Here is a 12,248-nt window from a genome sequence, read left to right on the forward strand (position 1 = left end):
GAATGAGCAAGCCAATACACAACGAAGACGAAGCCTACAAGGGTGGCCCCGGACGGGTCAAAACGAGCTCCCGCCGACGTCGCGACGAACGTGGCCCGGAATCGGCGAGAACCCGCGGCGCCCCGCCGTACCAGGATGCGCCGTCCTGCCCCAAAGGTCCCCTCCTCGGTCCCCCGTCTCCGTTCGTACAGTCGCACCGGCACCCCCCGGCCCCCGTCTAAGATGCGCCCCATGAGTTATGGGCAGGGGGGACCTCAGTCCCAGTGGGATCCGTGGAAACCGCAGTCTCAGCAGCCCTGGAGCAGCGGCACCGGCCAGACTCCGGACTGGGCGTCGCTCGCCGAGGCCTCCGAAACGCGGAACAAACGCCGCAGAGTGCTGTTCATAGGCGGCGGCGTGGTCGCCACGCTGGCGATCGGCACCGCCGTCGCGATGGCCGTGATGTCCGCGAACGGCGACAACAACGCCTCCGGCACGCCCACCAACCTGCCGGCCAGCGCCTCGCTGCCCAGCGACACCGCCGGCTCGGTGCCGTCCTTCGCGCCGACCAGCGCGCCACCGCCGCTGGACCCTGAGGAGTTCATATCCAGCGTGCAGAAGGACACGGCACCGCTGAGCGCCGAGACCCTCTTCCCCGGCACCCAGCTGACCATGGGCGGGACGGTCTACAAGAAGGGCGCCACGGCCGACACCAAGAAGTGCGCCACGGCCGCCAAGGGCACCCTCCCGGCCGTCCTCGACAAGGACGGCTGCACCCGCCTGCTGCGGGTCACCTACTCCAAGGACGGTGTCGCGGTCACGGTCGGCGTGGCCGTGTTCAACACCGAGGCGCAGGCGAGCAAGGCCAAGACCGAGGCCGACAAGAAGGGCTTCGTGACCGCCCTGGCCGGCTCCGGCCTGAAGGCCTTCTGCGACTCCGGCGTCTGCCGTACGACGACCAACGCGTACGGCCGCTACGCGTACTTCACCACCGCCGGCTTCCTGAACGGCAAGGACGTCACCACCAAGGACACCAAGGTCTTCCAGGCCGGCGACGACCTCGCGGAGTTCACCTTCCGCCAGATCCACCGCCGCGGCGAGGCCCAGGCGTCGGCGGCCGCCGCCCGGTGACGCACCCCTGGGCGCGTGAGAGTCTCCCCCTGCCGGCCGGTGATCAAGGAGTTCACCGGCCGCCGAGCCCATGGGGGGACCCACTCATGACACACACGTCCAGACGCAAGCTGCTCACCGGCGCGGCCGGTCTCGGCGGCACGGCCCTCGCCGCCTCCGTCGCCGCCGCGACCCCGGCGGCCGCCGCCTCGGGCACCGGCGCGGGCTGGCTGAACGTGAAAGACGCCCCCTACGGCGCCCTCGGCGACGACTCCTCCGACGACCAGCCGGTCATCCAGAAGGCCATAAACGCGGCCGGTCAGGGTGGCACGGTCTACTTCCCGCCCGGCAAGTACCGCATCGCCTCACCCCTCAGGCTCTCGCTGGGCGTGACTCTGCGCGGCGACTGGAACCCGCGCTTCCCGGTGCGCGCCGACATGGCCGACTCCTTCCTTCGGCCCGACATCCTCAACCCCAACGCCGTGACCATGGTCGACTGCCGCTCCGAATGGAACGCCCAGCACGGCTACGCGATCTCCGGCATCAACTACTCCATGGTCGTCGTCGGCTGCAACACCGACCGCAACGGCCAGGACGGCTTCCACGTCTCCACCTCGGCCGGCGGCCGCTTCATCCAGTTCGTGGGCTGCCTCGCCAAACGCGACGGCAAGTCCGGCACCGGGTACTCCGGCTTCAGCGTCACGGGCACCTCGGCGGAAGGCGTGGCCCTGACCGCCTGCTCCAAGACCACAGGCCGCAACGACGACAACACGGGCGACTGCTCCCCGTCGTACGGCATCACCACCTCCGCCCTGAACAGCGCGAGCATCGTCTCGGTGGTCGGCGGCGAGTACGTCGGCACGACGGCCGCCTTCAACGACGTCGGCGCGGCGGTGGTCCGCCACAGCGGCGTGACGGCCGACGTACACGACTCCTCGGGCATCACCTGGGACAAGTCGGACGTACACATGCTGTCCGGCGCCACCGGTACCTACCGTGACGTGCAGTTCTGGACGCGCGGCAAGAACCGCAGGTGGGCGCTCCGCGCGACTGACGCAACGGAGTCGGGCGCCGGCGACGGCTCGGACTTCGTCCTCGTCCGCTACGCCGACGACGGCACGACCCTGGACACACCGCTCACGATCCGCCGCAACACCGGCCGCATCACGCTCGGCCAGTCCCGTACGACCCCGGGTGTCGTCGTCGACGCCACGGCGAACCCCGGGATCAGCCTCGTCCAGACCAGGGCGGCGGGCCAGGGCTGCGCCGTGACCAGCGCCGACACCTCGTCGCGGGCCTTCCAGGCCGGGGTGACCGGCGACTCCGTCAACCGCTTCACCATCGAGGTGGACGGTACACAGACCTTCGGCCCCGGGGGTTCCACCGGCCGGGACACCAGCTGGGGGCGGATGGGGACAGCCCAGGTGGGGAGCGCCGACTCGGACATCGTGGCGGGGGTGACCGGGAGGGGACTGAAGGTCAAGGAGGGGGCCGACGCCAAGATGGGCACGCTCACCCTCAACGGTGACTCCGCGGTGACCGTCGCCACGTCCGCCGTCACCGCCACGAGTCGCATCTTCCTCACCGTCCAGGCACCCGGTGGCACCCCGGCGGGCGTCGCCTACGTCGCGGGGCGCACCGCGGGCACGTCCTTCACCGTCAAGGGGATGGCCGGGGACACCTCGACCGTCGCCTGGCTCATCGTCGAACCGGCGTAGCGGCGTGCAGAGGCGGAGGCTGATCCGGCTGGCCGGGGCGGCCGCGATGGGGGTGGCGGCCGCGGCCCCGCTGGCGGTGTGGGCCTGGCCCGACGGGAACGGGACGGGCGAGCCGAGGACGGTGCCGACCGATCTGCGCGCCCGGGACCCGAAGGCGACGGCCGCCGCGTGCCGGGTGTACGCGATGCTGGCGGGCCTGGAGAACGACGCCCGGCGCGGCAGGCCGAGCCGTACGGTGATCGGCCAGCACGTGGAGCTGCAGAACGAGCGGTACAACCCGTCGTACGGCGACTACCGGGGCACGAAGCAGCCGGGCTACTACTACAAGAAGGTCCACGACATCACCGGCCGGCTGCCCGGCTTCGTGGAGCTGGACCTCGGTCCCGGATACGGGCAGCCGGGCTGGGCGGTGGGCACGGCACGCCCGTACAACAAGGCCTGGCCCGCCTGCCGCCCCTACTGGGGGTACATAGAGGACGCGGTGGACCTCGCGGTCGGCGTGTGGGCGGGGCTGCCCCGGGCGGCCGACGGCTCCTACCGGGCCTCTGGCACGCATCGGGAGTGCGCGGCACACGCGGACGTGTCCCTGCCGCACAACGGAGGCAGGCCGGCCGGCCTGGTCGGCTTCTCCTTCCACCAGCCCTACCCGGGCAGCCCGGTCAAGGGCTTCGCCCAGACGCTGCACGCCAACTCCCCCGGCGCGACGGACCCCGGCTGGTTCGGCCGGGTGGTCACCGAGGGAACCACCGAGCACCAGGCCCTCCTGCACGACCTCGACTTCCTCGCGGACCACCTCGGCTACCTCGCCGGCCAGGGAGTGCCGGTGCTGTTGCGGCCGTACCACGAGATGAACGCGGCCCCGGGGCACGGTTTCTGGTGGGCGGGGCAGGATCCGTCCGCGTACCGCAGGCTGTGGCGGCTGACGTACGACTACCTGGTGAACCGGCGCGGGCTGCACAACCTGCTCTTCGTGTGGTCGCCGAACTCCTGGGACGGGGGCTACGGCCGCTCGCCCGCCAAGTACTACCCCGGTGGGGACTGCGTCGACGTCGTAGGCGTCGACGCCTACAGTGACACCCCGGCGAAGCCGCTCGGCGAGGGCGCCTGGACCGAGATCTGGTACCGCGGGCTGGAGGAGTTCGACCGGCCGCGCGTCGTCGCCGAGTCCTTCCACGTCCCCCTGAACGCGGCCCAGTCCCGGACCCTCACACGGACTCCGTGGGTCATGTGGACGGTGTGGGGTCAATCACTCACGTACGACAACGTCTCCGCCCCGCGCGCGAAGAACACGACGGCCGACGTCAAACTGACCTATGAATCTTCGAAGTTGATTATCGGCGGCCATCGAATCCAAGCCGACGACACCGAGTGAAGATCACTACACAAGTCGTAACTTGATTAACTTTTGAACACATCCTTCTCACAGATGTTCCCTGTACCGCCCATGCATGCGAGGATCCGATGTCTATTCGGTCAGCGGCGCGGGCGCCTGGGGGGGCATCTGAGCGGCAGTGACCGAGGCGCCGAAGAAGGCGTTGAGGGGGATGGACCCGGAACAACCCAGCCGCCAGGCACTGCTCGCGCGTGCCGTGGCCGAGATCCGTCGTTGCCTCAACGCACCATCGATTTCACGGGAGTTCCGCAGTCGTCATGGCATCGACACTGGTCGACGGGGGTGCGCCGCATTCGCGGCACAATCAGAAGCTGGCCAAGCGCACCGCGGCGTGGAAGCCGGGAATCATCCCCTTCCTGCTGCCTTTCGTTTTGCTGGTCGTGTTCGGGCTGTGGAGCTTCCGGCCCAGTACCTCCCTGCTGAGCTGGATCCTGACCGTCGTCTGGTCCCTGCCGGTGGCCGGTGTGCTGGTCGGTATCCAGGGCGCCCTGCTGATCCGCCGCCGGGTCCGCAAGAGCGACCGGATGACCCCGCCCGCACCGGCCGAACAGGACTTTCTGATCGTCCTGTGCCCGACCATCGGCCGCAACGACACCTACCCGGCCCTCGAGCGCTCGATTCTCTCGTACGTCGATCACCTGCCCGAGTGGTTCCCGTACATGCGCGTCGACATCCTCACCGAGGAGGGCTGCGAGGCGGCCGCGGACATCGACCGGCTCGCCGACTCCCACCCGCTGATCCGGGTGATCACGGTCCCCAAGGACTACGTCCCGGCCAACGGCACCCGTTTCAAGGCCCGCGCCAACCACTACGCCCACGAGCTGCGTATCGAGGAGGGCGAGGCCCTCGACTACGTCTGGGTGCTGCACATGGACGACGACACCGGCGTCGGCCCCGACACCGCGTCCTCGCTCGCCCAGTTCATCAACCGCCAGCGCCGTGCTCACCCCGACGAGGCAAAGCACATGGCCCAGGGCATCCTCACGTATCCGCGCGAGAACGCGGTCAACAAGTTCACCTGGCTCGCCGACGCAGTGCGCCCCGCCGACGACATCGCCCGCTTCCGGGCGCTGACCGGTATGGGCACCCCGGCTGCCGGCGTGCACGGCGAGCTGCTGGTACTACGCGCGTCCATCGAGGCCGAGATCGGCTGGGACTTCGGTCCCAAGGAGATCGTCGAGGATGCCCGGCTCGCCCTGACCTTCTGCCGTAAGTACCCGGGCCGCAGTGACTGGTTCAACGGCCGCTGCTACGGCGCCTCTCCCGCGACCGCGGCCGACTTCGTCAAGCAGCGGGACCGCTGGGCCTGGGGCCTGGTGGCCCTCTGCTTCAACAGGGCCGTGCCGCTGCGCTACCGCTGGTTCCTGTCGATCTGCGTGACCACCTGGATCCTCGGCCCGCTCCAGCACATCGGCGCCGTACTCCTCATCGGCTGGCTCTTCAACGACATGAACACCTCGCCCGTGACCCAGTCCATCACCGTCCTGTGGGCCTTCAACTTCGCCTACGTCATCTGGACCTACTGGGAGGGACTGCGGCTGAACGCGCTCGCGTCGACCAGCGGTCGGCGCAAGTGGTGGGAGCCGATCGTGGTGGTCGCGCTCATCCCCGTCTTCTCCGTGATGGAAGGGCTCGGCGGCTTCAAGGGCTTCCTGAAGTTCGTCCGGCGCGAGGAGAACAAGTTCGTCGTGATCGCCAAGCCCGCCTAGTCGCCCGGAAGACAACCACTGACATGCGTTCACGACTGCCCCTGCTTGCCATTTTCCCGGTGACCGTCCTCACCATCGTCCTCGGCAGCCCCTTCATCCTCGGCAACCACCCGGTGCGCTGGGAGCCGGGCTCGGCCCTGCCCAAGATCGTGATCGGCGACGAGAAGGAATCCTCGACCTCGTCCGGCCACACGTCCGAAACGGCGACGGCCTCCTCCCCCTCCGGTTCCGCGTCCTCCGCCGCCGACGCCCTCCAGGTCGCCAAGCCCTGGAAGCAGGGCATGGCGCAGTGGGGCGTACAGCTCTACTGGGAGGAGGAGAAGACGAAACGGTCGGACACGTTCATCGAGAAGCAGGCCCGCAAACAGGCCGAGTACCTCATCGGTCTGGGCGCCAACTCGGTGTCCGTCTCCTTCCCCTTCTTCATCCAGAACTCCACCTCCGACACGCTCTCGGCCGGCGCCAAGACGCCTTCCCCCGAGCGGCTCCAGAAGGTGCTGAAGGTGTTCAAGGACGCCGGATTCCGCACCCAGGTCCGCCCGATCCTGGACGAGGGGACCCTCAAGCCGACCAAGCACTGGCGCGGTGACATCGACCCCGCCTCCCGCTCCGCCTGGTTCGCCTCGTACAAGAAGTTCCTCAACCCGTACCTCCGGGCCGCCGACGACGCGAAGACCAACACCTTCGTGATCGGTACCGAGCTGAACTCCCTGGAGGGCGACGTGGGCTGGGAGCCCCTGGTCTCCTACGCCGAGAAGAACTTCTCCGGCGAGGTCTCCTACAACGCCAACTGGGACAACTACGTCACCGGCCGGATCAACATGCCGGTCAACCACCTCGGCGTCGACGCCTACTTCCCGGTCAAGGTGCCGGACACGGCACCCGTCTCGGACCTCGTCAAGGGCTGGAACACCTGGCTGGACCGCAAGGCCACCGGCCCGCTGCCCAAGATCCTCGTCTCCGAGACCGGCATCGGCGCCATGAACGGCGCCTACCACGCCCCCGGCGACTTCTATGCCCGGCGGGCCGTCAACCCGCAAGTGCAGGCCAACTGGTACAAGGCGGTCTGCCAGGTCGTCCAGGACCGCAAGATGCAGGGCATCTACTGGTGGTCGCTCTGGTTCGACGACGACCCGAACACCAAGCCCGACGACAAGGTCGCCTCCCGGCTCGACTTCGCCGGGCGTCCCCTCTCCGAGGCGGCCATCAAGTCCTGCTTCACCTCTGACTACGCGGGACCCGGCACCACCACCAACTGACCGAGCGGAGGCAGTCATGCAAGAAGCCATCATCCTGGTCGGTGGCAAGGGAACGCGCCTGCGCCCGCTGACCAACCACACCCCGAAGCCACTGCTCAACGTGGCGGGCACCTCCTTCATCCGGCACCAGATCGCCAAGCTGATGGACGCCGGCGTCGAGCACGTGGTGTTCGCCACCTCGTACCTCGCCCGCCTCTTCGAGGAGGAGTTCAGGGACTTCTCCCAGGACCTGGTGATCTCCTACGCCGTCGAGGAGGTCCCGCTCGGCACGGGCGGGGCGATCCGCAACGCCGGGCGCCTGCTGCGCGGCACCTCGGCCGACGCGCCGGTGCTGATCCTCAACGGCGACATCCTGTCCGGCGTGGACCTGCCTGCCGTCCTGGAGCGGCACCAGGCACACGACGCCGACGTGACCCTGCACCTCACCCGGGTCCCCGACCCGCGTGCCTTCGGTCTGGTCCCCACCGACGAGTCCGGCCGGGTGCTCTCCTTCCTGGAGAAGCCCAAGACGCCCGAGGAGTGCGTCACCGACCAGATCAACGCCGGCTGCTACGTCTTCCGCCGGTCCATGCTGGACGCCATCCCGGCCGACCGGGAGGTCTCGGTCGAGCAGACGACCTTCCCGCAGCTGGTCGCCGCGGGCCGGCGCGTGTTCGGCCACACCACGGAGGACTACTGGCGCGACCTCGGCACCCCGCTGGCCTTCGTCCACGGCTCCGCGGACCTGGTCACCGGCGAGGCGGCATCGCCCCTGGTGGCGGCGCCCGGCGACGCCCTGATCCATCGCACGGCCACCGTCGACCCGACCGCCCGGGTCACGGGCGGCTCGACGATCGGCCCGCACGCCGTCATCGGCCCGCACGCGGTCGTCGACCGTTCCATCATCGGCGCGCACGTCACCGTGGCCGAGGGCGCGCAGATCCACGAGTCCGTGGTCGACCACGACTCCTCGATCGGCAGCGAATCGTTTCTTCGTGAGGCCGTGGTGGGCTGCCACTCGCATGTCGGCGCGCAGAACGAGCTCCCCGCCCAGCTACGGCTGTCGTGCGGCATCCGCATCCCCGCCCAAGGTGTGCGCGTCAGCGGTACGGCTGCCGCCTGCCCGACGGTCCACTGAAGTCGCCGGCCAGCCCGGACAGTTACTGGAGAACCGTGACCCGCCATCGTTCATCGGCCGCCGACGCCCAGACGGAGCGTCTACGCAAGTACCGGCCGGACATTCAGGGCCTGCGCGCCGTGGCCATCATGATGGTCGTCAGCATGCACTGCGGCATCCTCGACATCCACGGCGGCGTGGACGTCTCCTTCGTGCTGAGCGGCTTCCTCATCGGCAGCCAGCTCCTGGCCGAGATCGACAAGACCGGAAAGGTGTCCCTGACCAAGTTCTGGGCCCGCCGGTTCCGGCGCCTCGCGCCGGGCACGGCCATCACCATCACGGCCACTGCCATCGTGTCCTGGATCTACGTCAGCCCGTTCCGCTTCCGGGACTACATGACGGACGGACTCAGCGCGTCGGTGAGCCTGATCAACTGGCGTCTCGCCGAGAACGGCACCGACTACTTCGCCAACGACGGCAGCCAGTCCCCGTACCAGCACTTCTGGTCGCTGGGCATCGAGGAGCAGTTCTACCTGGTCGCCCCGATCATGCTGGTCGTCATGGTCTGGCTCAGCAAGCTGATCTTCCGCAACCGCGTCCTGGTGGCGCTGTTCCTGACGGCCGTGGTCGGCGGCTCGTTCTACCTGGGCTACACGATGACCACGTCGAACCAGCCCATGGCCTACTTCAGCACCACCACCCGCATCTGGGAGCTGGCCTTCGGCGTCCTGCTCGCCCTCAGCGCCCAGTTGCTGTCCCGCATGAACACCGGGCTGGCAGGCGTCATCACCTGGCTGGGCCTGGGCACCCTCCTCGTCACCGGCCTCCTCATCACCAAGCACACCCCGCTGCCGGGCTACGCGGTGGCCGGCCCGCTGCTGGGCGCCGGCATGGTCATCGCCGGTGGCTGTGCCAACCCGAGCTTCGGCGCCGAGAAGGTCCTCGACAATCCGGTCTTCAACTTCATCGGGAACGTCAGCTACGGCTGGTACCTCCTGCACTGGCCGCTCCTGATCCTCTTCCCCAGCATGATCGACCGCGAGTTCGGCTACTCCGACCGTTTCCGGGTCGCGGTCTTCTCCTTCCTGCTGGCGATCCTCATGCACTACATGATCGAGAAGCGGTTCAGGGAGAACGTGAAGCTGGTCGCCACCCCCTGGCGGGGTGTGGTCACCGGGGGTGCGCTGACCGCCTCCACCGTCGCCGCCATGGTCGTCGCCCTGCACGTGATCCCGCTCAACCTGGCCGTCGGCTCCACCGGGAGCAGCGCTGCGGCCCTGGGCTACCAGGGCACCCCCTCCGTTCAGGAGGCCGTGGCCAAGCGGGCCAAGCCCGAGATCACCCAGGACGACCTGCTGAAGTCACCGAAGGACCAGACCACACACGGCTGCATCGACAACCTCGAGCCCACGAAGTTCGTCATGCGCGACGACTGCGTCATCGGTGACCCGGAGGGCAAGCAGACGGTCGTCGTCTTCGGCGACTCCCACTCCTGGCAGTGGGGCAACGCCTTCCAGGGGCTCGGCGAGAACCTGCACGCGAAGATCGTGACCGTGGCGAAGGGCGGCTGCAGTCCCGAGGACTATAAGATCACCCGCGCGGACCTCGGGCGTGACTACACCGAGTGCACCAGCTGGCGGAAGTCGGCGCTGGCCTACATCGGCGAGCTCAAGCCTGATGTCATCGTCGTCACGAACCGTGTCCAGCCGACCGCCACCCGCTCGGGCGCCGAGGAGACCTTCAAAGCGCTCAAGGCCACCGGCGCCAAGCTGGTCTACCTGACGGACACGCCGTACCCGGGCTTCAGCATCCCGGACTGCCTGGCCGAGAAGGGGAAGGACCTGGCGTCCTGCACCGCGAAGTCCGACAAGATCGTCGACCACCCGGCGAACCGCGCCCTGGAACGCGACGTGGCCGAGGAGAACGGGGCCAAGGTGATCGACACCGTCCCGGCCTTCTGCTCGGACGGCTACTGCCCCGCAGTCATCGGTGGCACGGTGGTCTATTTTGACTACAGCCACATGACGGGCAGCTACGCGAAGTCACTCGTGCCCTTCCTGCAGCCGACCTTCAGGAAGGTCCTGGCGGGCTGACCCCTCAGACCGTCCGCACCCGTATCCGGCGAGCCTGCCGCTGCCGTTCCAGCAGCTGGTCGGCCGCCGGGTACGCGACCTCCTCCAGGGTCAGCCCGTGCGGCCGTACGACATGCACGGCGCTGTCCCGCACCCCCGCGTCCAGCACCTTCCGCGGCCACTCCACGTCCCGGTGCCCGTCCCCCACGAACAGCAGCGCGCCGACCATCGACCGCACCTGGTTGTGGCAGAAGGCGTCGGCCCGGACCTCGATCTCGACGACCCCGTCGCCGCGCCGGCTCACCCCGAAGCCGAGGATCTCCCGGATCGTCGTCGCACCCTCGCGCTTCTTCGCGTAGGCGGCGAAGTCGTGCTCCCCGACGAGTGACTTCGCGGCGGCGTCCATGACGTCGACGTCCAGCTCCCAGTCGTGCCACAGCACATGGTTGCGCAGCAGCGGATCCACGCCCCCCGGCCGGTCCCCGACCCGGTACACGTACCGTCGCCACAGCGCCGCGAACCGCGCGTTGAACCCCGCCGGCGCCTCGCCGACCGACCACACCCGCACGTCCTTCGGCAGCCGCCCGGCCAGCCGCTTCAGCAGCTTCTCCCGCTGCTCCTCCCACACCCCGGCCGGCAGATCGACATGCGCCACCTGCCCCCGCGCGTGCACCCCGGCATCCGTGCGCCCGGCCACGGTCAGCTCGTACACCGTGTCCTGCGACCGCGTGACGACCCGCAGCGCGTCCTCGATCTCCCCCTGCACGGTCCGCTTCCCGCCGGCCTGCTTGGCCCAGCCGTGGAAGTGGGTCCCGTCGTAGGACAGGTCGAGACGGACCCGGACATGACCGGGCTGAACTTCGTCACTCACAGGAGCATCCTCTCAGGGCAAGAAAGCGGGCCCGTCCCTGGAAAGGAACGGGCCCGCTGACGCGCCCCGTAGGGGGCGCTGGGGGTACCACCCGGCCGAAGGCTGGGGGAGGAACTGCGCGACCAGCCACGACGGACCGGCAGCCAAAGGAAGGCTTACGCCTCCTTCGACTCCTCGGCCTCGGCCGGCGCCGCGTCCTCGACGACCTCGTCGGCCTTGGTCTCCTCGACCTTGGCCTCCTCGGCCTCCTTGACCGCACGCTTGGTGGCGGCCTCGGCCTCACCCGTCGCCTGCTGCGCGACCGTCAGCGCCTCGACCAGCTCGATGACAGCCATGGGCGCGTTGTCGCCACGGCGGTTACCGATCTTGGTGATGCGGGTGTAGCCACCGGGACGGTTCTCGTAGCGCGGGCCGATCTCGGTGAAGAGCGTGTGCACGATGCTCTTGTCCGTGATCACCTGGAGCACCTGACGGCGGTTGTGAAGGTCGCCCTTCTTCGCCTTGGTGACCAGACGCTCGGCGTACGGGCGCAGGCGGCGGGCCTTCGCCTCGGTGGTGGTGATACGGCCGTGCTCGAAGAGCGCCTTCGCGAGGTTCGCGAGGAGCAGCTTCTCGTGCGCGGCGCTGCCGCCCAGACGGGCACCCTTGGTGGGCTTCGGCATGGTTCTTCTCCTGTGTGTCTGCCCTGGCCGTGTCAGGTACCGGGGTCAGTATCCGAGCAGACGGTTGTCTGTCGGAGATCCGGGCGCCTTTTCAGACGCCCGGAGGGTCCGCGCCCCGTAAGGGGCGCGGGGAACTGCGCGACCAGCCACAGCGGGCTCGCAGCCGCAGAACCGGCGTCCTCGCGGAGCGCTCAGTACTGCTCGGTCTCCACGAAACCGGCGTCCGCATCGTCATCGGCCCCGAAGGCGTCAGCCGCAGCGGTCGGGTCGAATCCGGGCGGGCTGTCCTTGAGGGCCAGGCCCATGCCGGCCAGCTTCGCCTTGACCTCGTCGATGGACTTCGCACCGAAGTTACGGATGTCCAGCAGGTCCGCCTCGG

General features: G+C 68.9%; 10 protein-coding genes. 7 read left to right on the top strand and 3 right to left on the bottom strand.

Annotated features, from left to right (window positions below):
• Positions 1 to 231: 231 nt before the first annotated feature.
• The 7 genes from JF597_RS06060 (at position 232) to JF597_RS06090 (ending at position 10,357) form a co-directional block, all read left to right on the top strand.
• Positions 232 to 1,110, top strand: a complete 879-nt coding sequence (locus tag JF597_RS06060) for a hypothetical protein (RefSeq protein ID WP_293990347.1) — start codon at positions 232 to 234, stop codon at positions 1,108 to 1,110.
• 86 nt (positions 1,111 to 1,196) lie between these two features.
• Positions 1,197 to 2,807 carry a glycosyl hydrolase family 28-related protein gene (locus tag JF597_RS06065; RefSeq protein ID WP_293990349.1) on the top strand — a complete coding sequence of 537 codons (1,611 nt, stop codon included), beginning with the start codon at positions 1,197 to 1,199 and terminating at the stop codon, positions 2,805 to 2,807.
• A 4-nt stretch (positions 2,808 to 2,811) separates the two neighbouring features.
• On the top strand, positions 2,812 to 4,179 hold the full coding sequence (locus JF597_RS06070; protein WP_293990351.1) for a glycosyl hydrolase: 1,368 nt from the start codon (positions 2,812 to 2,814) through the stop codon (positions 4,177 to 4,179).
• Between the two features lie 278 nt (positions 4,180 to 4,457).
• Positions 4,458 to 5,909 (top strand): glycosyltransferase family 2 protein, encoded by a 1,452-nt coding sequence (locus JF597_RS06075; protein ID WP_293990353.1) that lies wholly within the window; start codon positions 4,458 to 4,460, stop codon positions 5,907 to 5,909.
• Between the two features lie 23 nt (positions 5,910 to 5,932).
• Positions 5,933 to 7,168: a hypothetical protein gene (locus JF597_RS06080; RefSeq protein ID WP_293990355.1), complete on the top strand. Its 1,236-nt coding sequence runs from the start codon at positions 5,933 to 5,935 to the stop codon at positions 7,166 to 7,168.
• A 16-nt stretch (positions 7,169 to 7,184) separates the two neighbouring features.
• Positions 7,185 to 8,285 (top strand): NDP-sugar synthase, encoded by a 1,101-nt coding sequence (locus tag JF597_RS06085; RefSeq protein ID WP_293990357.1) that lies wholly within the window; start codon positions 7,185 to 7,187, stop codon positions 8,283 to 8,285.
• 35 nt (positions 8,286 to 8,320) lie between these two features.
• The gene (locus JF597_RS06090) at positions 8,321 to 10,357 is read left to right on the top strand and encodes an acyltransferase family protein (RefSeq protein ID WP_293990359.1); all 2,037 of its coding nucleotides are present in this window, start codon (positions 8,321 to 8,323) and stop codon (positions 10,355 to 10,357) included.
• A gap of 4 nt (positions 10,358 to 10,361) precedes the next feature.
• Here JF597_RS06090 and truA read toward each other — a convergent pair whose 3' ends face one another.
• From truA to JF597_RS06105, 3 genes are all read right to left on the bottom strand, one after another.
• Complete coding sequence (gene truA / locus JF597_RS06095) at positions 10,362 to 11,207, bottom strand: tRNA pseudouridine(38-40) synthase TruA (protein WP_293990361.1); 846 nt, start codon at positions 11,205 to 11,207, stop codon at positions 10,362 to 10,364.
• A gap of 155 nt (positions 11,208 to 11,362) precedes the next feature.
• Positions 11,363 to 11,869, bottom strand: coding sequence for a 50S ribosomal protein L17 (rplQ, locus tag JF597_RS06100; RefSeq protein ID WP_293990363.1), 507 nt, complete (start codon positions 11,867 to 11,869; stop codon positions 11,363 to 11,365).
• Positions 11,870 to 12,060: 191 nt separating this feature from the next.
• Positions 12,061 to 12,248: DNA-directed RNA polymerase subunit alpha C-terminal domain-containing protein (locus JF597_RS06105; RefSeq protein WP_293990365.1), on the bottom strand; the 188-nt coding region annotated here is incomplete at its 5' end.

The organism is Streptomyces sp. (genome assembly GCF_019510245.1).
Classification (GTDB): domain Bacteria; phylum Actinomycetota; class Actinomycetes; order Streptomycetales; family Streptomycetaceae; genus Streptomyces.